The 22331-nt window shown below is 68.2% G+C and carries 21 protein-coding genes and 1 pseudogene; 10 read left to right on the forward strand and 12 right to left on the reverse strand.

What is annotated here, in order from left to right; translation table 11 throughout:
- Window positions 1-36: 36 nt before the first annotated feature.
- Window positions 37-858 carry a DUF3710 domain-containing protein gene (locus AWC18_RS07905; RefSeq protein ID WP_474627598.1) on the forward strand — a complete coding sequence of 274 codons (822 nt, stop codon included), beginning with the start codon at window positions 37-39 and terminating at the stop codon, window positions 856-858.
- An 18-nt stretch (window positions 859-876) separates the two neighbouring features.
- Here AWC18_RS07905 and AWC18_RS07910 read toward each other — a convergent pair whose 3' ends face one another.
- On the reverse strand, window positions 877-1578 hold the full coding sequence (locus AWC18_RS07910; protein ID WP_085138330.1) for a serine aminopeptidase domain-containing protein: 702 nt from the start codon (window positions 1576-1578) through the stop codon (window positions 877-879).
- 112 nt (window positions 1579-1690) lie between these two features.
- Here AWC18_RS07910 and AWC18_RS07915 point away from each other — a divergent pair, with 112 nt between their 5' ends.
- A complete protein-coding gene (locus tag AWC18_RS07915; RefSeq protein ID WP_064996219.1) occupies window positions 1691-2062 on the forward strand; it encodes an OB-fold nucleic acid binding domain-containing protein in 372 nt (123 codons plus the stop codon).
- 28 nt (window positions 2063-2090) lie between these two features.
- The gene (locus tag AWC18_RS07920) at window positions 2091-2759 is read left to right on the forward strand and encodes a DUF3159 domain-containing protein (RefSeq protein WP_064996218.1); all 669 of its coding nucleotides are present in this window, start codon (window positions 2091-2093) and stop codon (window positions 2757-2759) included.
- On the opposite strand, the gene AWC18_RS07925 is transcribed toward AWC18_RS07920, so the two are convergent.
- Together AWC18_RS07925 and AWC18_RS07930 are read right to left on the reverse strand one after the other, a co-directional pair.
- Window positions 2745-3407 (reverse strand): potassium channel family protein, encoded by a 663-nt coding sequence (locus AWC18_RS07925; RefSeq protein ID WP_064996217.1) that lies wholly within the window; start codon window positions 3405-3407, stop codon window positions 2745-2747. The genes AWC18_RS07920 and AWC18_RS07925 overlap by 15 nt on opposite strands.
- Window positions 3404-4075: a potassium channel family protein gene (locus tag AWC18_RS07930; protein ID WP_207504670.1), complete on the reverse strand. Its 672-nt coding sequence runs from the start codon at window positions 4073-4075 to the stop codon at window positions 3404-3406. Before AWC18_RS07930 ends, AWC18_RS07925 begins: the two co-directional genes overlap by 4 nt.
- 103 nt (window positions 4076-4178) lie before the next feature.
- Here AWC18_RS07930 and AWC18_RS07935 point away from each other — a divergent pair, with 103 nt between their 5' ends.
- Window positions 4179-6176, forward strand: a complete 1998-nt coding sequence (locus AWC18_RS07935) for an APC family permease (protein ID WP_085138331.1) — start codon at window positions 4179-4181, stop codon at window positions 6174-6176.
- On the forward strand, window positions 6173-7348 hold the full coding sequence (locus tag AWC18_RS07940) for a class I SAM-dependent RNA methyltransferase (protein WP_085138332.1): 1176 nt from the start codon (window positions 6173-6175) through the stop codon (window positions 7346-7348). The genes AWC18_RS07935 and AWC18_RS07940 overlap by 4 nt, the downstream gene beginning before the upstream one ends.
- A 51-nt stretch (window positions 7349-7399) precedes the next feature.
- Here AWC18_RS07940 and AWC18_RS07945 read toward each other — a convergent pair.
- Both AWC18_RS07945 and AWC18_RS07950 read right to left on the reverse strand, forming a co-directional pair.
- A pseudogene (locus AWC18_RS07945) lies at window positions 7400-8680 on the reverse strand (ArsB/NhaD family transporter); the annotation flags it as partial.
- Between the two features lie 8 nt (window positions 8681-8688).
- Window positions 8689-9132: a CBS domain-containing protein gene (locus tag AWC18_RS07950; RefSeq protein WP_085138333.1), complete on the reverse strand. Its 444-nt coding sequence runs from the start codon at window positions 9130-9132 to the stop codon at window positions 8689-8691.
- A 48-nt stretch (window positions 9133-9180) separates the two neighbouring features.
- Here AWC18_RS07950 and dxs point away from each other — a divergent pair, with 48 nt between their 5' ends.
- Window positions 9181-11094, forward strand: coding sequence for a 1-deoxy-D-xylulose-5-phosphate synthase (dxs, locus tag AWC18_RS07955; protein WP_085138334.1), 1914 nt, complete (start codon window positions 9181-9183; stop codon window positions 11092-11094).
- Between the two features lie 5 nt (window positions 11095-11099).
- Here the strand turns inward: dxs and AWC18_RS07960 are convergent, their stop codons facing one another.
- From AWC18_RS07960 to AWC18_RS07970, 3 genes are all read right to left on the reverse strand, one after another.
- Window positions 11100-11510: a PACE efflux transporter gene (locus tag AWC18_RS07960; protein WP_064996212.1), complete on the reverse strand. Its 411-nt coding sequence runs from the start codon at window positions 11508-11510 to the stop codon at window positions 11100-11102.
- A 143-nt stretch (window positions 11511-11653) separates the two neighbouring features.
- Complete coding sequence (locus AWC18_RS07965; RefSeq protein ID WP_064996211.1) at window positions 11654-12907, reverse strand: ribonuclease D; 1254 nt, start codon at window positions 12905-12907, stop codon at window positions 11654-11656.
- Window position 12908: 1 nt separating this feature from the next.
- Window positions 12909-13445: a DUF3000 domain-containing protein gene (locus AWC18_RS07970; protein ID WP_420093319.1), complete on the reverse strand. Its 537-nt coding sequence runs from the start codon at window positions 13443-13445 to the stop codon at window positions 12909-12911.
- A 369-nt stretch (window positions 13446-13814) separates the two neighbouring features.
- On the opposite strand from AWC18_RS07970, the gene hemE reads away from it, so the two are divergent.
- From hemE to hemQ, 3 genes are read left to right on the forward strand one after another with little or no spacing between them, the layout of a single operon-like run.
- Window positions 13815-14864, forward strand: a complete 1050-nt coding sequence (gene hemE / locus AWC18_RS07975; protein WP_064996209.1) for a uroporphyrinogen decarboxylase — start codon at window positions 13815-13817, stop codon at window positions 14862-14864.
- Window positions 14861-16222 (forward strand): protoporphyrinogen oxidase, encoded by a 1362-nt coding sequence (locus AWC18_RS07980; protein WP_064996208.1) that lies wholly within the window; start codon window positions 14861-14863, stop codon window positions 16220-16222. Before hemE ends, AWC18_RS07980 begins: the two co-directional genes overlap by 4 nt.
- Before the next feature lie 35 nt (window positions 16223-16257).
- Window positions 16258-16959 carry a hydrogen peroxide-dependent heme synthase gene (gene hemQ / locus AWC18_RS07985; RefSeq protein ID WP_064996207.1) on the forward strand — a complete coding sequence of 234 codons (702 nt, stop codon included), beginning with the start codon at window positions 16258-16260 and terminating at the stop codon, window positions 16957-16959.
- 112 nt (window positions 16960-17071) lie between these two features.
- Here hemQ and msrB read toward each other — a convergent pair whose 3' ends face one another.
- The 4 genes from msrB to AWC18_RS08005 are packed head-to-tail and all read right to left on the reverse strand — an operon-like array spanning window position 17072 to window position 21186.
- Complete coding sequence (msrB, locus tag AWC18_RS07990) at window positions 17072-17479, reverse strand: peptide-methionine (R)-S-oxide reductase MsrB (protein WP_085138335.1); 408 nt, start codon at window positions 17477-17479, stop codon at window positions 17072-17074.
- A complete protein-coding gene (gene aftC, locus AWC18_RS07995) occupies window positions 17476-18750 on the reverse strand; it encodes an arabinofuranan 3-O-arabinosyltransferase (protein ID WP_085138343.1) in 1275 nt (424 codons plus the stop codon). The genes msrB and aftC overlap by 4 nt, the downstream gene beginning before the upstream one ends.
- 59 nt (window positions 18751-18809) lie before the next feature.
- Entirely contained in the window at window positions 18810-20393 is a 1584-nt protein-coding gene (locus AWC18_RS08000; RefSeq protein ID WP_420093318.1) for an alpha/beta hydrolase, read from the reverse strand.
- Between the two features lie 10 nt (window positions 20394-20403).
- A complete protein-coding gene (locus AWC18_RS08005; protein WP_064996205.1) occupies window positions 20404-21186 on the reverse strand; it encodes a pyrimidine reductase family protein in 783 nt (260 codons plus the stop codon).
- On the opposite strand from AWC18_RS08005, the gene zapE reads away from it, so the two are divergent.
- A complete protein-coding gene (gene zapE, locus AWC18_RS08010; protein ID WP_085138336.1) occupies window positions 21185-22264 on the forward strand; it encodes a cell division protein ZapE in 1080 nt (359 codons plus the stop codon). The two genes, AWC18_RS08005 and zapE, sit on opposite strands and share 2 nt — an antisense overlap.
- Window positions 22265-22331: the final 67 nt, after the last annotated feature.

The following is a 22331-nucleotide window of genomic DNA, read 5'->3' on the forward strand; positions in this document are numbered from 1 at the left end:
TGGCTTGCAACGAAGAATCGATGAAGATGGGCGGCTGTGATGGCATTCGGTAGGGGTAAAGGCAAGCGCGCGGCCGAGACGCCGGCGAGCGCCGAGCCGGAAGCCTCCGGGACCGCGGACGAGTTCGTCACCGACTCAGAGGACCTGGAGGAGCTGGAGGGCCCCTTCGACATCGACGATTTCGACGACCCCGCGGCGGCGGCGACCGCCCGACTCGACTTGGGTTCGGTGCTGGTGCCGATGCCGCCGGGCGCTCAGGTCCAGGTCGAGCTGAGCGAGGCGGGTGTCCCCAGTGCGGTGTGGCTGGTGACCCAGGTCGGCCGGTTCAACATCGCCGCCTATGCCGCGCCGAAGTCGGCGGGTCTGTGGCGTGAGGTGGCAGGCGAGCTGGCCGAAGCGCTGCGCCGGGACAACGCGATGGTCAGCATCGTCGACGGTCCGTGGGGTCGGGAGGTGCACGGCTCGGCGAAAGGCGCAGTCCGGTTCATCGGTGTCGACGGCTATCGGTGGATGGTGCGCTGCGTGATCAACGGTCGGCCCGAGAGCATGGATGCGCTCGCTCAACTGGCGCGACAGGTGCTGAGGGACACGGTGGTCCGGCGCGGGGACACCCCGCTGCCGGTGCGTACCCCGTTGCCGGTGCGGCTGCCCGAGCCGATGGCCGAGCAGTTGCGGCAGGCTGCGGCGCAGCAGGCCGCCGCCCAGCAGGCGGCAGCGCAGCAGGCCGCGGCTCAGCAGGCGGCAGCTCAGCAAGGTGTCGTGTTCGGTGGCGGCGGCGACGTACCGCCCGCGTCGGCCCCGCGCCGCAGCGTGGAGGGCTCCGCGATGCAGCAGTTGCGCACTATCACCGGCGGGTAGCGAAGCTGGGCCGCCGAATCAGCCCGCGGCGGCTATCAGTGCGCTGACGCACGCGCTGCCCAATGCGGTCGGGTCGGCGCCGATCTGGTCCAGCGTGACGGTGTGCAGCACCGCGCGCGGAGCGGCGTTAGCCCACTCGGATGCCGCCTGCAGCGGATGAACCGCGTCGTCGACTGCGGCGGTCACGCCCATCGGAACGGTCAGCGCCGCCAGTTCAGCGTGCGTCGGCGCGACATAGGCGGCTGCTTCTTCCAGGGCGTTCGGCAGCTGCGGCCACTGAGCCGTCCAGGAGCGGGTCAACTCGTCGCCGAGCCACGGTGGGCTCGAAGCCCGCATCTGGGCCACCACAGCGTCCAGACCGTCGTTTCGCAACTGCTCGGCGCTGTAACGCGCGGCCTGGGCAGCGGGGGCGTTGTCGGGGGAGCCGGTCCAGGCCGGCAGCGCGGCCAGCACCCCGACCACCTGCGCGGGATGGCGAAGCGCCCATGCGGCGGCCACCGCCGCGCCGATCGAGACCCCGCCGGCCAATATCGGGCCAGATCGCGTGGCAGCCGCGTCCAGCGCCTCCAGGTAGTCCTCGATGAGCCGCTCGGGCTGCGGACGATGGGTGACCAATTCGGCCCCTACGTGCTGTAACGGGGAGTCGAACGCCCTGCGGATGTAGTCGTCGTCGGACCCGGTCCCCGGCAGCAGGACGGCCGTCACGCCGTGCAGAACCATGCCACCTCTTGATCGTGTTGGGTGTTGTCCGCCACGCCGTGGGCAGGTCATGTGGCATTAGGTATTCAACAGGTCTACCGTAGCGTGCGCATAACGATTGAGGGAGAGAGCAATGGCTGCTCCGAAAGGGTACCTGCGCCGCCTGACTCGGCGATTGACAGAAGACCCCGAGCTGCGTGACGTCGAAGAGTTGTCCGACGAGGCGCTCAATACCGGCGCGCAGCGGGCGATCGACTGCGAACGCGGCCAAGAGGTCACCATGGTCGGGGTGCTGCGCAGTGTCGAAGCCAACGCCAAGGGCTGCGTCGGCGGCGTCCGTGCCGAACTCTTCGACGGCACCGACACGGTGACGCTGGTATGGCTGGGGCAGCGACGCATCCCCGGAATCGACTCCGGCCGCACCCTGCGGGTGCACGGCCGGATCGGCAAACTCGAAAGCGGCTGTAAGGCCATCTACAACCCCCACTACGAAATCCAGCAGTGACCGCGCCCCCCTTCGGGTCGGTGCAGGTATGAGCGAGGATTACAGCGCCGAGGGCGCCCAGGGTCCGCAGCGGCTGTTGGAGCAGATCGGCGGGGTGTCCGGGGTGATCTACTCCTCATTGCCGATCGTGGTGTTCGTGCCGACCTCCAATCTCTTCGGACTGCGCGTCGCCATCGTGGCGGCGTTGGGTGTGGCGGCGGCGGTGCTGGTGTGGCGCCTGGCCCGCAGGCAATCCAGTCAGCCGGCCATCTCGGGTTTCTTCGGGGTCGCCGTCTGCGCCCTGATCGCCTACCTGGTGGGGGAGTCCAAGGGCTACTTTCTGCTCGGAATCTGGTCGTCGCTGGCGTGGGCGGTGGTGTTCGCCGCGTCGATGGTGATCCGCCGCCCGGCCGTCGGCTACATCTGGTCATGGGCCAGCGGTCAGCCCCAGACCTGGCGTGAGCTGCGGGCAGCCGTCTACGCCTACGATCTGGCAACGCTGACCTGGGCGCTGGTGTTCGCTGCCCGATTCGTGGTCCAGCGACTGCTGTACAACGCCGATCAGACCGGTTGGCTGGGCGTGGCGCGCATCGCCATGGGCTGGCCGCTGACCGCGGCGGCGGCGGTGGTCACCTATCTGGCCGTCAAATACGTGCAGCGCGCACTGGATGAGCGGCCGGCCGAGGCCGAGCGCGAGCCGCGCTCAGTGGGCGGGTAGCACCAGAGCGCGCAGTTCGTCCTCGACGCCGCTGGACGCGACGAACAGCAGCTCGTCGCCGCCCTCAAGGGGCTCGTCGTCCTGCGGCACGATCACCCGGGTCCCGCGCAGGATCGTCACCAGCGCGGCGTCGCGAGGCAGTGTCAGCTTGCGCACCGGTTTGCCGCCCCACGGGGTGTCGTCGGGCAGGGTGATTTCCAGCAGGTTGGCCTCGCCTTTGCGGAACTCCATGAGCCGCACCAGGTCTCCCACTGCGACGGCCTCCTCGACCAGGGAGGCCAGCATGCGTGGGGTGGACACCGCGACGTCCACACCCCAGGCGTCGGTGAACAGCCACTCGTTGCGGGGATCGTTGACGCGGGCCACCACTCGCGGTACTGCGAATTCGGTCTTGGCCAGCAGGGCCAGCACCACATTGGCCTTGTCGTCACCGGTTGCGGCGATCACCACGTCGAAGGACTCCAGGTGCACCGCCTCCAACAGGCTCAGCTCGCAGGCGTCGCCCAGGTGCCACTGCGCGTCGGCGATGTCCTCGGTGTCGACGTGGTCCGGGTTGCGCTCGATCAACGTCACGTCGTGGTCGCTGTCGAGCAGCTCACGGGCAATCGATCGTCCGACCGCGCCGGCGCCGGCTATCGCGACTTTCATTTGTCCAGGTCCTCGCTCGGCGGCAGCGCGGCGATCGCGATCGCCTCGGCGACCCGGCCGGACACCGCCACGATGTACACCTGGTCGCTGGCCTGAATCACCGTCCTGGGCTCAGGCAGAATGCCGATCCCGAAGCGGATCAAGAAGGCCACCCGGGCGTCGGTGGCGACCTCCAGGTCGGTGACGGGGCGACCGATCCAGTCCTCGTGCAGGACCACCTCCGCGACGGCGACGGTGCCGGTGGGGTCACGCCACTTCGTGGTCTCGCTTTCCCGGGTCAGCGCGTCGAGCAGCCGGTCGGTGGTCCACGGCACCGTGGCGATGGTGGGAATGCCCAGGCGCTCATAGACCGCGGCGCGCTTGGCGTCGTAGATACGGGCGACCACCCGCGAGACGCCGAACGTCTCACGGGCCAGCCGCGCCGCGATGATGTTGGAGTTGTCACCCGAAGACACCGCGGCGAAGGCAGCGGCGTCCTCGATACCCGCTCGCAGCAGCACATCGCGGTCGAAGCCCATGCCGAGGACCCGCTCCCCGTTGAACTCGGGGCTGAGCCGGTTGAACGCGGTGCTGTCTCGGTCGATGATGGCGACCTCGTGACCGATCCGGGACAGCCCGTCGGCAAGCGAGGCTCCCACGCGTCCGCAACCCATCACAACTACCCGCACGTGCAAGGTCCTTTCGGCCGGTTTCGGCTGCTTATCGATTGCAATAGTGCCTGTATTCGGTGAACGCTACCGCCAAAGCCCACCTGGCTTACCCTTGGCTCTCGTGTCGAAGATTTCCACCGCTGCGCGGCGGCTGGTTCTGGGCCGGCCGTTTCGCAGCGATCGGCTCAGCCACACGCTGCTGCCCAAGCGCATAGCACTGCCGGTGTTCGCCTCCGACGCATTGTCCTCGGTGGCCTACGGGCCCGAAGAAGTCTTTCTGGTGTTGTCGGTGGCGGGCCTGGCGGCCTATCGGATGACGTTGTGGGTCGGACTGGCTGTCGCCTTCGTATTCATCACGGTGGTGGCCTCCTACCGCCAGAATGTGCACGCCTATCCCTCCGGAGGTGGTGACTACGAGGTGGTCACCACGAACCTAGGCGCCACCGCAGGCTTGACCGTTGCCAGCGCATTAATGGTGGATTACGTTCTGACGGTTGCCGTTTCGATCTCGGCCGGGGTCGCCAACATCGGATCGGCGATACCCTATATCGCCGATCACAAAGTGGCGTTCGCGGTGGGCACGGTGGTCGTGGTGGCGGCCGCCAACCTGCGGGGCATTCGAGAGTCGGGCACCGCGTTCGCCGTGCCGACGTATGCGTTCATGATCGGTGTCTTCGCCATGCTGGGCTGGGGGTTGGTCCAGATCTTCGTGCTGGGCCACCCGCTGCAGGCCGAATCGGCGGCATTCAAGATCCACTCCACCCAGGGTGAGGTGGTCGGCGTGGCCCTGGTGTTTCTGGTGGCGAGATCGTTCTCCTCGGGATGTGCCGCACTGACCGGGGTGGAAGCGATCAGCAACGGCGTGCCGGCTTTCCGCAAACCCAAGTCACGCAACGCCGCCACCACCCTGCTGATGCTGGGTGCGATCGCGGTGACGTTGATGATGGGAATCATCGTGCTGGCTCGCGAGACCGGCGTGAAGATCGCCGCGCGCCCGCACGAGCAGCTGATCGGCGCGCCGGCGGACTACGACCAGAAGACCCTGTTGGCGCAGCTGGCCGAGACCGTGTTCCGGGGCTTTCCGCCCGGTCTGTGGATCATCGCCGGGGTGACCGCGCTGATCTTGGCGCTGGCCGCCAACACGGCGTTCAACGGCTTTCCGGTGCTGGGTTCCATCCTGGCGCAGGACCGTTATCTGCCGCGTCAGCTGCACACCCGCGGCGACAGGCTGGCATTCTCCAACGGCATCGTGTTCTTGGCGGTGGTGGCCATCGCCTTCATCGTGGCATTCGGTGCCGAGGTGACCGCGCTGATCCAGCTCTACATCGTCGGGGTGTTCGTCTCCTTCACGCTGAGTCAGATCGGTATGGTGCGGCACTGGAACCGGTTACTGCGCAACGAAAGTGATCGATCAGCCCGCGTCAAGATGAAGCGCTCCCGAGTGGTCAACACCATCGGATTCGTGGCCACCGGTGCGGTGCTGATCGTGGTGATCGCCACCAAGTTCGTGGCCGGCGCATGGATCGCGATCGTCGTGATGTCGGTGCTGTTCGCCGTGATGAAGATGATCCGCCGGCACTACGACACCGTCAGCCGCGAGTTGGCCGAGCAGTCAGCCGCCCTGGACGACCACGCGGTGTTGCCCAGTCGCAACCACGCCCTGGTCTTGGTGTCCAAGCTGCACCTGCCGACCCGGCGTGCGCTGGCCTACGCGCGGGCCACCCGCCCGGACGCCCTGGAGGCGATCACCGTCAATGTCGACGACACCGAAACTCGCGCCCTGGTGCGCGAGTGGGAGGATAGCGATATCACCGTTCCGCTCAAGGTCATTGCATCGCCCTACCGTGAGGTGACCCGGCCGGTGCTCGAATACGTCAAACGCATCAGCAAGGAGTCGCCGCGCACCGTGGTGACCGTTTACATCCCCGAATACGTGGTGGGCCACTGGTGGGAGCAGTTGCTCCACAACCAGAGCGCGCTGCGGCTCAAGACCCGGCTGTTGTTCATGCCGCAGGTCATGGTCACCTCGGTGCCGTGGCAGCTGAACTCCTCGGAGCGCCGCAAAGTCTTGGCGCCGCACCACGCGCCCGGCGACACCCGGAGAGGCTTCTTAGAGTGATCGACCAGGAATTGGTCCTGACGACCGGGGCGCCGGCGAACGGCGGCAGTTGTGTGGCCCGCCACGACGGTCGAGTCGTTTTCGTGCGCTACGCACTGCCCGGCGAGCAGGTGCGGGTGCGGATCACCGCCGAGCGGGGTTCGTATTGGCACGGTGAATGCATCGAGGTGCTCACCCCCGCGGCCGGCCGGATCGACTCGCTGTGCCCGATCGCGGGTGTGGACGGTGCCGGCTGCTGTGACCTGGCGTTCGCCGACCCGGCCGTGGTTCGTGCTCTCAAGGGCGAGGTGGTGGCCAACCAGTTGGCCCGGCTCGGCGGGCATGAGTGGCGGGGTGAGGCCGAGCCGCTCGGTGATGACGGTGCGACGGGGTGGCGCAGCCGGGTCCGGCTGGAGGTCGGGGCCGATGGGCGAGCCGGATTTCACCGTTACCACAGCGAGGAGCTGGTGACCGACCTGCGATGCGGTCAGCTGCCGGCCGGGATGACGAAGGGTCTGGCCGAGCAGAGCTGGCGGCCCGGCGATCACCTGCACGTGGTGGCCGACGACGACGGCGTCCGGCATGTGGTCAGCACCGGACGTGACCATCGCCCGGAAGTCGTCGAGGGCGACTACCATGCCACCCAGTGGGTGGGCCGGCGCCGCTGGCAGATCCCGGTGACCGCGTTCTGGCAGGCACACCGTCGCGCGGCCTCGCTCTACAGCGCACTGATCGCGGAATGGGCGCAACCCGAATCCGGAAGCACCGCTTGGGATCTCTACGGCGGGGCGGGGATCTTCGCCGCAGCGCTGGCCGAATCGGTGGGGGAGTCCGGCCGGGTGATCAGCGTTGACACCTCGCGCGCTTCGACGGGCGCCGCGCGGACGGCACTGGCCGATCTGCCGCAGGTGTCAGTGCGCACCGACTCCGTGCGCCGCGTGCTCGGTGCGGAGCGCGCCGCGGCAGATGTCGCGGTGCTGGACCCGCCGCGCGCCGGTGCCGGCCGCGAGGTGATCGATCTGCTGGCGGCCGCGGGTGTTCCGCGCCTGGTGCACATCGGTTGTGAAGCGGCGGCGTTCGCCCGTGACATCGGCCTGTACCGCGGCCATGGGTACAGCGTCGAGCAGATCCGGGTATTCGATGCGTTCCCGCTGACCCATCACGTGGAGTGTGTGGCGCTGCTCACCCGCTGAACTCCCGCTGTGCTGCGTGGCGAACAACGCCACGGCTGACGGCCAGCCGAAAACGAAGTAGCGCAACCACAGATACAGCGCCGACAGTGCGACCGACATCGTGGTGACCACTATGCCCTTGCGGGTGAACTCCCAGAAGGAGATGGGACTGCCGGCGCGACGGGCGATTCCGAGCATCACGACGTTGGCACTGGCCCCGATGGCGGTCAGATTTCCGCCGAAGTCGGCGCCGAGCGCCAGGGCCCACCACAGCGCGTCGGGGTGCAGTGCATCAGGCACGGTCGCGCTCAGTTCGGCCACGATCGGGGTCATGGTGGCCACGTAGGGAATGTTGTCGATGATCCCCGACACCGGGGCGGAGATTCCGAGGATTCCCATCGTGGTCAGCATCGCATCACCGCCGGTGAGCTCGGTCGCGGCTTTGGCCACGGCGCCGATCGCGCCGGTTTCCACCAGGGCGCCGACCATCACGAACAGACCGACGAAGAACAGCAGGGTCTCCCATTCGACCCCGGACAGGTAGTCGTCGCGCTCCATTCGCGAGGCCACGATCAGCACGCCGGCGCCCAGTAGCGCCACCACCGACGGCTCCAGATGCAGTGCGCCATGGCTGATGAAGCCCGCGAACACCGCTGTCAGCACCACTCCGCACTTGATCAGCAGGCCCCGGTCGCGGATCGCTTCGCGTTCCTCGAGCGCCATCACGTCGGCGACCCGGTCGGGTTCGACGGCGAACGATCCCGGAAACAGGCGGGGCAACATGACGATGAATACGACGATGACCAAGGCCACGATCGGCGCCAGGTGGATCAGAAAGGCGTTGAACGTCAAGCCCGCTCGGCTGGCGATGATGATGTTGGGCGGATCACCGACCAAGGTGGCCGCCCCGCCGATGTTGGAGGCGAACACCTCGGCCATCAGGAACGGCACAGGGTTGATCTCGAGGCGGTCGCACACCAGCAGGGTGACCGGGGCGATCAACAGCACCGTGGTGACGTTGTCCAGCAGCGCCGACGCGACCGCCGTCACCAGCACCAGCAGGATCATGATCCGCAACGGAGATCCCTTGGCGCGCTTGGCGGCCCAGATCGCGATGTACTCGAACACGCCGGTCTGGCGCAGCACACCGACGATGATCATCATGCCCAGCAGCAGAAAGATGACGTCCCAGTCGATCCCGGTCTCGTGGGAGTAGAAGATGTCATCGGAGTTGATCACCGGCAGGATCACCACCGCCGCGGCACCGGTCAGGGCCACCAGGGTCTTGTTGATCCGGTCAGCAGCGATGAACCCATACGCGATCACAAAAACCGCGACCGCGAAGAATGCCATCCGCGGGATCAGACGTTCAAGGCAGCGGCGAGCAACCGCGACGCGGTGATGACTCCGTGCAGTTCCCCGCCCTTGACGACGGCGACGAGCGGGCTATGCATTCTGGCCATCGTAGTGGCGACCTCGATGATGGTCGCATCGGCTTCGGCGGCCGGTACGTCGTGGAAATGCTCCGGCAGTACGTCGCGCACGGTCTTCCCACCGAGCTTCTCGGCGGCACGGTCGGCCATCGACTCGCTCAGGACACCGGCCAGCGATGGATCGTCCTGGACGTATCCCGGCACGATGAAGCGCACCACCTGGGAGGCGGGCAGCACCGCATAGGGCTTGCCCGCTTCGTCGGTCACAACCAGCCCCGGCAGTCGATGCTGGGCCAGCAACCGGGCGGCGTCCAAGGCGTCGGAGTCGATGGACACCACGGGGAATTCCTCGGCGATCTCCTCGGCGTGCACACCGATGACGATAACCGGGCTGCCAGCCGCCGTGCGTAGACTGGCCGGATGCTTGAAGGGATCCGCGGCCCCGCCGATCTGCAGCACCTCTCGCAGGCTGCGCTGACCGATCTGGCGGCGGAAGTCCGTGAGTTCCTGATCCACAAGGTCGCCGCGACCGGCGGGCATCTGGGGCCCAACCTGGGTGTGGTGGAGCTCACGTTGGCCCTGCACCGGGTGTTCGACTCGCCACACGACCCGATCATTTTCGACACCGGGCATCAGGCCTATGTGCACAAGATGCTGACGGGGCGCAGCCGTGACTTCGACACGCTGCGCAAGAAGGGCGGGTTGTCGGGTTACCCGTCGCGCGCCGAGAGCGAGCACGACTGGGTGGAGTCCAGCCATGCCAGCGCGGCGCTGTCCTACGCCGACGGCCTGGCCAAAGCCTTCGAGCTGACCGGGCACCGCAACCGGCATGTGGTGGCAGTCGTCGGTGACGGCGCCCTGACCGGCGGGATGTGCTGGGAGGCCCTCAACAACATCGCCGCAGGCAACCGCCCGGTGGTGATCGTGGTCAACGACAACGGGCGCAGCTACGCGCCCACCATCGGTGGCTTCGCCGATCATCTGGCCGCCCTGCGGCTGCAGCCCGCCTATGAGCGCCTGCTCGAGCGGGGCCGCACCGCGATCCGCGGGATGCCGGTGGTCGGCGAACTCGGCTACCAGGTGATCCACAGTTTCAAAGCGGGCCTCAAAGACGCGCTGGCGCCGCAGGCGCTGTTCACCGATCTGGGCCTGAAATACCTGGGCCCCATCGACGGTCACGACGAGGCCGCGGTGGAGTCCGCGCTGCGCCGGGCGCGGGGCTTCGGCGGGCCGGTGATCGTGCATGTGGTCACGCAGAAGGGCAAGGGCTACGGTCCGGCCGAGAACGACGAGGCCGAGCAGATGCACGCCTGCGGGGTGATCGATCCGCTGACCGGCTACGCCACCGAAACCGCCGGGCGGGGCTGGACGGCGGTGTTCTCCGACGCGCTCATCGAGTACGGCACCAAGCGTCGTGATGTCGTCGCCATCACCGCGGCCATGGCCGGCCCCACGGGCCTCGCCCCGTTCGGGGAGCGTTTTCCGGATCGGATGTTCGACGTCGGGATCGCCGAGCAGCACGCGCTGACGTCGGCGGCCGGGTTGGCGATGGGCGGCCTGCACCCGGTGGTGGCGGTCTATTCGACCTTCCTCAACCGTGCCTTCGACCAGCTCGTCATGGATGTCGCGCTGCACAAGCTGCCGGTCACGCTGGTGTTGGACCGGTCCGGGATCACCGGACCCGACGGTGCCAGCCACAACGGCATGTGGGATCTGTCCGTGCTGGGGATCGTGCCGGGCATTCGCGTGGCCGCACCCCGTGACGGTGTCCGATTGCGCGAAGAGCTCGGGGAAGCGCTCGACATCGATGACGGTCCGACTGCACTGCGGTTCCCCAAAGGCGATGTGGGCGAAGACATTCCCGCCCTGGAGCGGCGGTCTGGGGTGGACGTGTTGGCGGTACCGGCCGACGGGTTGCCCCATGACGTCCTGCTGGTCGCGGTCGGGGCGTTCGCGCCCATGGCGCTGGCGGTGGCCGACCGGCTGCACAACCAGGGCATCGGGGTGACGGTGATCGACCCGCGCTGGGTGCTTCCGGTGCCGGAGGTGCTCATTGAGATGGCCCGCGAGCACAAACTGGTGGTCACCTGCGAAGACAACGGCGTGGCCGGTGGTATCGGCTCGGCGGTGTCGGCGGCGCTGCGGCGTGCCGACCTTGATCTGCCCTGCCGTGACGTCGGTCTTCCGCAGCGTTTCTACGATCACGGCTCACGGGGTGAGCTGCTGACCGAGGTCGGCCTGACCGCACAGAACGTGGCCCGCCAGATCACCGGCTGGGTGGCGGCGATGAACAGTTGCACCTCTGTCGAAGAGGTCAGCGAGCGGCTGGACTAGCTGCGCTATGTCCTGATCGGCGGCCACACCGCGTCGAACAGCCACGCGAACACAAACGTGTAGACCAGGAAGAACGCCAACAGGCCGATCTCCAAGCCTAAGGCCTCCAGCAGCGACACCTTCAACAGCGCGGCCACGATCGGCAACAGCAGCACGACCAAGCCGCCTTCGAAGCCGACGGCGTGCACTATTCGGCGTGCCACCGTGCGCGTCGCGGACTCCTGCCGACGCTCCCAGGCCTCGAACATGGTGGTCCAGGCGTAGTTCCACACCACCGCGACCGTGGACGCCGCCACGGCCACGGCGCCGGAACCGGAGCTGCCGAACCCCACCACGGTCAGAAGCACCGTGGTCAGCCCGATGGCGACAAGCTCGTAGCTGATGACGTAGACCACCCGGCGAAATGCTGGTGACATGAGTCCTCCCAAGGAAATCAACCATGGGAAGTCCTTGACGGTTTCGCGTCCACGGTCAGCATGACGTGAAGCACTGGCCTGATAACGGCTGCTCCGTCGGCAGTCTAGCAACGGCGGCGCTGAGCAGCCCGGAGCCAAGGGCGCTAGGTGCCGCCGAGCGCCTGAGTCAGCGCCGGCACCGTCAGCTCACGCTGCCACGGACGTGCGCCCCCGGCGACCAGGAACTCCTCGATCACCACCGCTGTGTCCGATGCCGCCGGTTTCCAATCCCAGCACAGCCGGCGCACCAGCTCGGGGGTGAGCAGGTTCTCGGTGGGCACGTGCACTCGCTCGGAAACGGCGCCCAGCGCGGCGCGGGCGGCCTCCAGCCGTGCGGCCGCCTCCGGCTTGCGCCGCGCCCAGCGCGAGGGAGGCGGTGGACCACTGGAGGTTTCGCCGGCTTCCGGTGGCTCCGGATTCTCGCGCGCCGCGGCCAGGGCCGCCAGCCAGGTCGCCGCGCTGCGGCGTTGCTTGGGCCCGCCGAAGACCGGCAGGGCGAGCAGCTCCTCGACGGTGGTGGGATTGGCGACGGCCGCGGCGATGATCGCCGAGTCGGGCAGGATGCGACCGGGCGCGATGTCCCGGCGCGCCGCGATCTGGTCGCGTACCGTCCAGAGCTCCCGGACGGCGGCCAAGCCGCGCCGATCGCGCACCTTGTGAATGCCCGACGTACGGCGCCAGCGGTCCCGGCGCGTCGTGGTGGTGAAGTCGGTCACCCGGAGGTGATTGAATTCCTGTGCCGCCCAATCGGTTTTGCCCTGCTCGTCGAGCTCCTGGGCGACCGCGTGGCGCAACTCGATGAGCACCTCGACATCGAGTGCCGCATAGTTGAGCCAATCCGCGGGCAGCGGTCGCTTCGACCAGTCGGCAGCACCGTGGCCCTTGGCCAGACCGAGTCCCAGCAGCCGCTGCACCATAGCGGCCAGGTTCACGCGTTCGAAGCCGGCCAGGCGCCCGGCCAGTTCGGTGTCGTAGAGCGCCTTGGGCCACATACCGACCTCGGCCAGGCAGGCCAGGTCTTGGTCGGCGGCGTGCAGAATCCACTCGTCGTCGTCGAGCACCTCGGCAACCGGGCGCAGCAGGGCAGCCGGGTCCTCGCCGGCCCCGACCGGATCGATCAGCACCGTTCCGGCGCCCGCTCGACGGATCTGGATGAGGTAGGCCCGGTTGGAGTAGCGGAAACCCGACGCGCGTTCGGCGTCGACCGCGAACGGGCCGTGTCCGCCCGCCAGCAGATCGGCGGCGGCACCTAACTGCCTGCGGGTGACCGACACCTCGGGCACCCCGTCGGCGGGATACGGCAGCGGTGTCGGCTCGGGCTCTTCGATGGCGGCCGGTTCGGTGGTCTGCTCGGACATCTCAGACGCGGGTTCGCGAGCTCAGATCGGTGATCCCGACCGGGGGTAGCCCCGCGGCGCGCTCCAGCACTTCACAGAACGCCTGGACATGTGTGCCCAGATCCGGGGTGGTCGCGGTCCACGACGCGCGCAGCTCCAACTGGTGCCCCCGCGGCGGGCCGGAGATGTCGCCGTACCGCACCGACGTGGTGGCGGTGACGGTCCCACCCAGGGCCGTGACGTGCTCGGTGCGGGCACCCAGTGCTTCGACCAGCCAACTCCAGGCGACCTCGGGCAGCAGCGGGTCGATGGCCTCGTGTGGATCAAGGTCGGCCTGGATGAAGGCCACCATTCGCATGGTCCCGTCCCAGGCGTCGGTGCCGTCGGGGTCATACAGCAGGATCAACCGGCCGAAGGCGTCGCCGTCGGAGTCCTGGGGGATGAAATCGGTCTCGGGGTGTTTGACCTCGGCCCCCAGCGCGTAGCTGTAGGGCGCCAGACGCTGCGGCGGCCGGATCGGGCCCAACTCGATTTCTGACCGCACGGTTGCGGCGTGCATCGTTGCCACCGCTTCCCTGAAGGGGGCAGGCTCGGCTGATGTCACGGGTGCCGCTCCTTAACTGATCGCTGTGCGCCGCATCGCCAGCGGTCGGCACCCAGGGTTCCCTTGTGCACCGCCGCGACGCGGGTCACCGATTCTCACGCTAACCCCCGGCGACGGTCGGCGCAGACAGGCGCGCCGATCGGCAGCGTTCGGCGAGGTTCGCCGGAGGTGGCCCGCAGGGGCGGCGGAGGGGAGGGGAAGCCGGGACGGCCGGGGGAACGAGCAGCGTTCGGCGAGGCTCGCCGGAGGTGGCCCGCAAGGGCGGCGGAGGCTCAATCGGTACGGTTCGGCCCGCAGCAACCCGGCGTGGCAGCATTGAGCACGATGAGCGCCCGTCGTGAACTGCCTGATTCCCCGTACCTTGCTGCCGCAACCGGCCGGCAACCCAACCGGCCGCCGGTCTGGTTCATGCGCCAGGCGGGCCGATCCCTGCCCGAATACCGAGCACTGCGTGCCCAGCACAGCATGCTGGAGGCCTGCTTCGACCCTGAGCTGGTCTGCGAGATCACCCTGCAGCCGGTGCGCCGCCATGACGTCGACGCGGCGATCCTGTTTTCCGACATCGTGGTGCCGCTGCTCGGCGCGGGGGTGGATCTGGACATCGTCCCCGACGTCGGGCCGGTAATCGCCAACCCGGTGCGCACCTCGGCCGACGTCGCCGGCCTGCGGCCGTTGGACCCGCAGCAGGTGACGGCGGTCGCCTCTGCGGTGTCGCTGCTGGTGGACGCGCTCGGATCGGTGCCGCTGATCGGCTTCGCCGGTGCGCCGTTCACCATGGCTTCCTACCTGGTCGAGGGCGGGCCCAGCCGCACCCACGCCCGCACCAAGGCGATGATGCTGGCCGAACCCGACACCTGGCATGAGTTGATGACGCGGCTCACGGATCTGACCATCGCCTTTCTGACGGTGCAGATCGACCACGGCGTAGACGCCATTCAGTTGTTCGACTCCTGGGCGGGAACGCTGAGCCTGGCCGACTACCGGCGCTTCGTCGCGCCGCACAGTGCCCGGGTGTTCGCCACCCTCGCCGACCGAGAGGTGCCCATGACGCACTTCGGCGTGCAGACCGGCGAGTTGCTGGGTGAGATGGCGGCCGCCGGAGCCACCGTCGTCGGCGTGGACTGGCGCACCTCGCTGGCCGACGCAGCCGCCCGGGTGGGCGCGGGCCGGGCCCTGCAGGGCAACTTGGACCCGGCGGTGCTGCTGGCGGGCTGGCCGGCGGTGGAGCGTGCCGCCAAGGGCGTCGTCGCCGACGGGCGCGCCGCCGTAGCTGCCGGAGCGTCGGGGCACGTGTTCAACCTCGGACACGGCGTACTGCCGGAGACCGACCCCGGGGTACTGACCGACCTGGTATCGCTGGTTCATTCACTGTGACCACGTCGTACTGCGTCGTCGGGGGCGGCATCTCCGGTCTGGCCGCCGCCTACCGTCTGCGGGCGACACTCGGCGACGCAGTCGACATCACCATCTTTGATCCGTCCGATCGACTCGGCGGGCTGTTGCGCACCGAGTCCATGGGCGGCATGAACGTGGACGTGGGTGCCGAGGCATTCATCGCCCGCCGGCCCGAGGTACCGGCCCTGCTGGCTGAGCTGGGGCTGGCCGATCGGCAGCGCAGCACCACCGGCGTCCGGCCGTTGCTCTACAGCCGCCGGCTGCTGCATCGGTTGCCGCCGGACACCCTGAGTGGGATCCCCTCGAGCCCGCAGTCGATGGCCGGGCTGGTCGACAACGAGACCCTCGCCCGCATCGCCGGCGAGCCCAGCCGCCCGTTGACGTTTGAACCCGGCAGCGATCCGACACTGGGTGCTCTGGTGGCCGATCGGTTCGGGCCGCAGGTGGTCGCCTGCTCGGTGGATCCGCTGATCGGCGGGGTGTATGCGGGTTCGGCGGCAAGCATCGGGCTGCGCTCGGCGGTCCCGGCGCTGGCCAATCTGCTCGATGAAGGCGCGTCCAGCCTCACCGAGGCGGTGCGGCGGGCACTGCCCGCGACCACCGGCCTGCCCGTGTTCGGTGCGATCGCCGGCGGGTATCAGGTGCTGGTCAACGCGCTGGTGCACAGCGCGAGGCCGCGCTGGGTGCAGTCGGCGGTGACCCAGATCGACCCGGCCGGCGACGGGTGGCTGTTGCGGGACGCCAGTGGAAGTCATCATCGCGCCGATCGGCTGATAGTCGCGGTGCCGGCCCCCGTGCTGGCCCGGCTCGCCACCGGGTTCGCACCGCGCGCCGCGGCGGCGGCCAGCCGGATCGGCAACGCGTCATCGGTGGTGGTGGCGATGGCGGTTCCCGCCGGCGCGGCGTTCCCGAACAACTCCGGAGTGCTGGTCGCCACCGGGGAGCGGCTGCACTCCAAGGCGGTCACCCTGACGTCGCGCAAATGGGGCGACCGGGGACACGGCGGCAGGGTCGAGGTGCTGCGGCTGTCCTTCGGCCGGTTCGGCGATCCCCGCACCAGCGCGTCCGACGCTGAGCTGGTGGCGTGGTCGGTGCAGGACCTGGAGGCGGTCTTCGGCGTCACGGTGGACCCCATCGACGTGCGCGTGCAGCGCTGGCCTGCGGCGATGCCGCAATACCGGCCCGGTCACGCCGCGCTGGTCACCGGTCTGCGCGCCGCGCTGCCCCCGACTGTGGCGGTGGCCGGGAATTATCTCGACGGCATCGGGGTGCCGGCCTGCATCGCTGCGGCCGACCGGGCCGTGGCGGCCGTGATCAGCGCAACCCCGGCGCCCTAGCAACCTTCACAGGGCATCGTGGCAGCATAGGGGCCATGGCTCACCTCGACTACGACAAGCTGAATTCGACCCTCCGCTACCTGATGTTCTCGGTGTTCTCGGTGAATCCGGGCGGGCTCGACGCGGTCGGTGAGACGCGCGAGGCGATCGCCGACCAGGTCGCCACCTACTTGAAGCAGCAGGAAGAGCGCGGTGTGGTGGTCCGCGGGGTGTACGACGTCGCGGGTCTTCGCGCCGACGCCGACTTCATGATCTGGACTCACGCCGAGCGCATCGAGGACCTGCAGGCCACCTACGCCGGGTTCCGCCGCACCACGCTGGGCCGGGCCTGCAAATCGGTGTGGAGCAGCGTGGCGTTGCATCGGCCGGCGGAGTTCAACCGGAGTCACCTGCCGGCGTTCATCGCCGGCGAACCCGCAGGCGCCTACGTCTGCGTGTACCCCTTCGTGCGTTCGCTCGAGTGGTATGTCCTGCCCGACGAGGACCGCCGCCGGATGCTGGCCGAACACGGCATGGCGGCCCGCGACTACAAGGATGTGCGGGCCAACACCGTGCCCGCGTTCGCACTCGGCGACTACGAGTGGATCTTGGCGTTCGAGGCGCCCGAACTCGACCGGATTGTCGACCTGATGCGCGACCTGCGCGCCACTGAGGCCCGGCTGCATGCCCGGGAGGAGACCCCGTTCTTCACCGGGCCCCGGGTCGAGGTCGAGCAGTTGGTGGCCTCGCTGCCGTAGCGGTCCGGCTCATGGGCCGGGTCGTCCCTTGGACCGGCCCCGAGCCGGAAATCCACGACGCGGCACCGGCGTGTCCTGTCGTCAGATTCCGGCTCGGGGAATGACGGGGCCGCTAGGACGACGGGACCAGGCGCAGGCAGATCGAGTTGATGCAGTAGCGCTGGTCGGTGGGGGTGGGGTAGCCCTCGCCGGTGAACACATGGCCCAGATGGCTGTGGCAGGACGCGCAGAGCACCTCGGTGCGTTGCCGGCCCAGGGAGTTGTCCGGTCGCAGGATCACCGCGTCGGAGTCGGCCGGGTCGAAGAACGACGGCCACCCGCAGTGTGAGTGGAATTTCTCTGTGCTGCGGAACAATTCGGCACCACACGCCCGGCACTCGTAGATACCTTCGGTGGTGGTGTCGGTGTACTCGCCGGTGTTGGGCGGCTCGGTACCGGCGCGGCGCAACACCGCGAACTCTTCGGGGGTCAGCTTCGCGCGCCACTCGTCGTCGGAGAGCGACACTTTGGGAGACGTCATGCTTCCACGTTAATGCGCTTGGGCTCGGCCGTCAGCCACGCCGGATCGATCCCGTCGTCCAGGCGGCCTTCCTCCTTGGCGTCGAGGTAGCGGTAGCACAGCACCGTGCAGATCACGATCACCAGCAATGACCAGCCATAAGTGATCTTGAGGTAGTCCAGCGGCCGGCCGATGTTCATCCACCGGAAGATGAGCCACTTGTCCAGAGTCATGAAGCCGTAAATACCCAGCCATGCCGGCCAGTTGCGCAGCACCGAGTTCGGCAGCACCACGGTCATCAGGAACGGGAACAGCACGATCGAGTAGTAGCCCTGCCCCAGCGAGAGCACCAGGAACGACGTGGTCAGCAGCACACCCGAGGAGGTCAACATCCAGAACAGGGGGTCGCGCGTGCGGTAGTAGCGGTAGAGCAGCCACAGGCTGACGGCGGCCAGCACGGTGAACAGCACTCGAATGAACAGGATCAGGCCCGAGGGCAGGCCGAAGTAGACGCCGTTGCCCAGGATCGAGGAGTTGAAGTAGTCGCGGGTGCCCATGATGTAGGGCACCGTCTGGGTGAAGTAACTCTTCGGATCGCTGGCCAGCGGGAACGCCACCGCGTTGAACAGTGCCGGTACCGCGATCGCACCGACGAACGGTCGCCACTGCCGGCTCAGCAGCGGCAGCAGCAGCAGCGGAATCAGGACGGGCTTGACCACCACTGTCAGCCCGATCGCGACGCCGGCCCACCACTGACGGCTCTCCCGGCCGTCCAGCAACCAGCGCAGGAACAGCACTTCGGCCAGCAGGATCACGCCGTTGATATTGGTGAACACCAGTGTGCTGCTGACGCTCTCGGTGAGGAACATCGCCGCCAGCAGAGCCGGCGCCGCAACCGAGCTGAGCCCGAATCCGAACATCCGCAGCAGCAGGTAGGCGGCGAGCACGATCGCGATCGTGTTGGTGGCGATGAACGTGTAGCGCGACAAGGTCTCCGGCAGATACCCGAACGGCGACATCAGCAGAGTGCCGCCGGGGGAGTACAGGTAGTGCGGATCGACGTAGTCGAAGTGCTCGTTGTAGATGTCCAAGCCGTGCCGGAAGTTCAGTACCGCCCGGTACACCGGTTTGAAGTCATCGGTGATGTTGCCGTTCAGCGGCAACACGATGGAGCGATGGATCATTGACATGATGGCCACCGGCCACAGCACCGAACGCAGTACGGTCGCGGTGCTCGGCGGGGACGTGGGGGGCCGGAATGCGGCCTGGAGGGCGCTGCTCGCCCGGTGCATCAAGGAGTCGGCTGCCGTCACCAGCGAACCGTACCTCGAAGCGGTCCCAGGCCCAGGGATCAGGCCGGGCAGTACACGTCGGTCTCGGGCAACTTGCCGCTGTCGAGGTAATCGACCAGGGGCGGCAGCGTGCACGCCGAATAGATCGAGGCGCCATGTCCGATGCCCTGCCACATCACCCGCTTGCTGGCCGACCCGGCGTTGATGACAGCCGCGGCGGTGGCCGCCACGCCTTCCTCGCCCACGATCGGATCGTTCTGCACGCCCAGGAGCAGCACATCGATCGCGAGTTCCTTCGGCAGGTCTGGGGTGCTGCTGCTGGGCCAACTCAGGCACTGCGCCATGTCCATTGCACCGACCGCGCCGAACTGGGGGTACTCCTTGCCCCAGGCGACCACCAGCTCGCGGACCCGATCGGGCGTCGGGCGGTTGAGCGCGTCGGCGCAGAAGTTGATGAAGCGTCCGTCGGTGCCGGTGGTGCCTTGGGCCCGGTTGATCAAGTTGTTCAACAGGTTGGCGTCTCCGGAATTGGCCGAATCCAGCGCCCTGGCCAACTCGTTGGTGGTGTTGACCCGGTCGCCGGTGGGATAACCCAAGGCCGTCACGATCGCATGGGTCACCGCGGCCACCGAGGCGCCGCCCGGGCCATTGCCGGAGCGGGCGGCGTCCAGTACCGCGTTGACAGCGCCCTTCGGGTCCGGGCCCAGCGGACAGGCCACCGCCACGCACTGCGCGGCAAACGCCTCGAATGCCGCCTGCTGGCCCTTGACCCGTTCCTCGGCGGCAGATTCGGCGGCGACGCCGAGGGGGATGGGGGAGTCCAGGGCCAGCCTGGCGACCTTGCCCGGATGCGAGGCGGCGTATGCCAGGGCGACCTGCGCGCCATTGCCGATACCGATCAGCGACAACGCCGGGATGTCCCAGACGCTGCGCAGCCGTTCGAGATCGGTGGCGGCATGGGTGTTGTCGTAGGAGGACTCACCCGGCGAGATGGAGTCGGTGCAGTCGGTGGTGGCTTCCATCGTGACCTTGCCCAGACTGGCCACCGGGTCGTCGCCGGGGATGAATTGCGCCTGATTCCACATTTCCTCACGCTGGCTTCGATCGCGGCAGTCCACCGGGCTCGACATTCCGGTACCGCGGCGGTCGATGGCGACGATCGGGTGGCTCTTGAGCACGTCCGCACCGGCCCGCGCCAGCCAGATCGGCAATTGCAGCGACGACGGCAGATCCCAGCCGGTGGTGAACACCACGGGGCCGGCGTCGCCGGGGGTCTCTACCGACCGGGCCCGCACCGCCCCGATGCTGATCGACCCCGAACCGCCGCCGAGTGGGTCGACGTCGGAGTCGTAACTGGCGCATTCCAGCCGTACCCCGGGCGTGGCGGCGACCGCGGCGTCACCGAAGACCCGAGCGGTGCAGTCGTGCCACGGCAGGTCGTTCTTGGGCACCTCCACCGATGGCGGGCCGGCCTGGTCGGTGGTGGTCTCGGGTTGCCCCTGGGGTCCGGCGCCGGAGTTGGTCGCAAAACGCGGGTCGGCGGCCAGCCCGGGCGCGCAACCGGCCAGCAGGGGCGCGGACCCGGCCAGGGCGGCGGCAGCCATCACCACCGCGATTCGGGCGAACCTCGAAGAGCTGGTCATGCCTGTCACCTTATAGGCGCGCGCTTTTGACGTAGCGGCCGTAGAGATAGCCGGATTCGTCGGTGAGCAGATGCGCACAGCGCATGGGTGTGTTCAGCTCGCCCGGACCAGTGGCGATGCGGCGGGCAAGGCCACCGACCAGATATGGCGCCATGGTCAGACACAGCTCATCGAGCAGCTCGCGCTCGATGAACGCTCCCAGCAGGGTCGGTCCGCCTTCGGTGAGAATCCGGAACTGCTCGCGCTGCGCCAACTCGGCCAGCACCACGGCCTCGTCCACCCGCCCCGGGTCATCGCCCGAGCAGTCCAGCACCTCGGCATAGCCGGCCAGTCGCCGCCGCGTGTCGTCAGCGGCGGCCGAGCAGGTCAACACCAGTGGCGTCAGTTCAGTGTCGTTGAACACCCGCAGGTCTCGGTCCAGTTGCCCGGACTGGGACACGATCGCCAGCCGGGGCACTTCGGACTGTCCGCGGTCACGCCGGCCCTGGCGCTGGGCGACACTGAGCCGTGCTCCGCCGTAATTCTCCACCCGGACTGTGCCCGCTCCGACCAGCACGACGTCGGCCAGTGCCCGCAGCAGCATGAACAGCGACCGATCGCCGGGCCCGCCCAGCCCCCCGGAGGTACCGGCCACTGTCGCCCCGCCGTCGATGCTGGCGATGAAATTGGCCCGCACCCACACGCGCGGCACGTCGGTTTCCGGATAGCCGTACAACCGGCCCAATTCGGCGTCGTCGACGGGTGCCGTGGAACCCAGCAGGGTGAATCCCGGGTCTGCGCTGAGGTCGGACATGGCCTCGATTGCACCATGTGACTACAGTTCGTGCGTGCCCAATCCAGCCACCGAGTCGATTGATCACCTGGTGGACCGGCATCCGGCGGTGTCCCCGGAACGGTTGATCGCGCAGCTCAAGCCGCCGCCGACGTTCGCCGGCGCCCGGTTTGCCAGCTATCGACCTGACCCGGCGCAGCCCAGCCAGGCCGCCGCCGTGACCGCGTGCACCGAGTTCTGCGCGCAGGCGCTGACGCGTCGTGCCGGACGTCGCAAGCTGCTGGGCAAGCGCGAGGTGTTACCGGGCGTGGGTATCTACCTCGACGGCGGTTTCGGAGTGGGCAAGACGCACCTGCTGGCTTCGATCTACCACGAGATCACCGAAACCGCGGGTGCTGAGCCGCATCAGACGGCGTTTGCGACGTTTATGGAGCTGACCCAGTTGGCCGGGGTGTTCGGGTTCACCGAGTGCATCGAGTTGCTCGGCGGCTACACCGTGCTGTGCATCGACGAGTTCGAACTCGACGATCCGGGTAACACCACCTTGGTGTCGCGGTTGTTGTCCGAGTTGGTGGCGCGCGGGGTCTCCGTTGCCGCGACATCCAACACGTTGCCCGAGCAACTCGGCGAAGGCCGTTTCGCAGTACAGGATTTTCTGCGCGAGATCGCAGCGCTGGCAAGCATTTTCACCTCGGTACGTGTTGACGGACCTGACTATCGGCACCGGGATCTGCCGCCGGCGCCCGAACCGCCCTCAGCGGACCAGGTCGCCCAGCGCGCAGCGGCGCAGCCCGGTGCGACACTGGACGACTTCGACGGGCTGTGTGTCCACTTGGCCACCATGCATCCGTCGCGCTATCTGACGCTGATCGAGGGCGTCACCGCGGTGTTTCTCACCGGCGCGCACCCCATTGACGATCAGAATGTGGCGCTGCGGTTGGTCGCACTCACCGACCGCCTCTATGACGCGGGCATCCCGGTGGTGGCTTCGGGCACCAAACTCGACCAGATCTTCAGCGCCGAAATGCTGGCGGGCGGTTATCGCAAGAAGTATCTGCGGGCCACTTCCCGACTGCTCGCGCTGAGCAGCGGCGGTTAGCTGGCTGTAGGTCGAGTCAAGGGGGTGTGTGGTCGTGGTCGGTCGGCGTCCCGTTTGGGGCGTTGGT

Source organism: Mycolicibacter nonchromogenicus (genome assembly GCF_002101775.1).
Taxonomy (GTDB): domain Bacteria; phylum Actinomycetota; class Actinomycetes; order Mycobacteriales; family Mycobacteriaceae; genus Mycobacterium; species Mycobacterium nonchromogenicum.

Excerpts from the sequence above, each read along its gene's own strand:
- AWC18_RS07910 (WP_085138330.1), bottom strand. The coding sequence starts at position 1,578 with ATGGTTCTGCACGGCGTGACGGCCGTCCTGCTGCCGGGGACCGGGTCC.
- AWC18_RS07915 (WP_064996219.1), top strand. The coding sequence starts at position 1,691 with ATGGCTGCTCCGAAAGGGTACCTGCGCCGCCTGACTCGGCGATTGACA.
- AWC18_RS07920 (WP_064996218.1), top strand. The coding sequence starts at position 2,091 with ATGAGCGAGGATTACAGCGCCGAGGGCGCCCAGGGTCCGCAGCGGCTG.
- AWC18_RS07925 (WP_064996217.1), bottom strand. The coding sequence starts at position 3,407 with ATGAAAGTCGCGATAGCCGGCGCCGGCGCGGTCGGACGATCGATTGCC.
- dxs (WP_085138334.1), top strand. The coding sequence starts at position 9,181 with ATGCTTGAAGGGATCCGCGGCCCCGCCGATCTGCAGCACCTCTCGCAG.
- AWC18_RS07960 (WP_064996212.1), bottom strand. The coding sequence starts at position 11,510 with ATGTCACCAGCATTTCGCCGGGTGGTCTACGTCATCAGCTACGAGCTT.
- AWC18_RS07965 (WP_064996211.1), bottom strand. The coding sequence starts at position 12,907 with ATGTCCGAGCAGACCACCGAACCGGCCGCCATCGAAGAGCCCGAGCCG.
- AWC18_RS07970 (WP_420093319.1), bottom strand. The coding sequence starts at position 13,445 with ATGCACGCCGCAACCGTGCGGTCAGAAATCGAGTTGGGCCCGATCCGG.
- hemE (WP_064996209.1), top strand. The coding sequence starts at position 13,815 with ATGAGCGCCCGTCGTGAACTGCCTGATTCCCCGTACCTTGCTGCCGCA.
- hemQ (WP_064996207.1), top strand. The coding sequence starts at position 16,258 with ATGGCTCACCTCGACTACGACAAGCTGAATTCGACCCTCCGCTACCTG.
- msrB (WP_085138335.1), bottom strand. The coding sequence starts at position 17,479 with ATGACGTCTCCCAAAGTGTCGCTCTCCGACGACGAGTGGCGCGCGAAG.
- aftC (WP_085138343.1), bottom strand. The coding sequence starts at position 18,750 with ATGCACCGGGCGAGCAGCGCCCTCCAGGCCGCATTCCGGCCCCCCACG.
- AWC18_RS08000 (WP_420093318.1), bottom strand. The coding sequence starts at position 20,393 with ATGACCAGCTCTTCGAGGTTCGCCCGAATCGCGGTGGTGATGGCTGCC.
- zapE (WP_085138336.1), top strand. The coding sequence starts at position 21,185 with ATGGCCTCGATTGCACCATGTGACTACAGTTCGTGCGTGCCCAATCCA.
- AWC18_RS08005 (WP_064996205.1), bottom strand. The coding sequence starts at position 21,186 with ATGTCCGACCTCAGCGCAGACCCGGGATTCACCCTGCTGGGTTCCACG.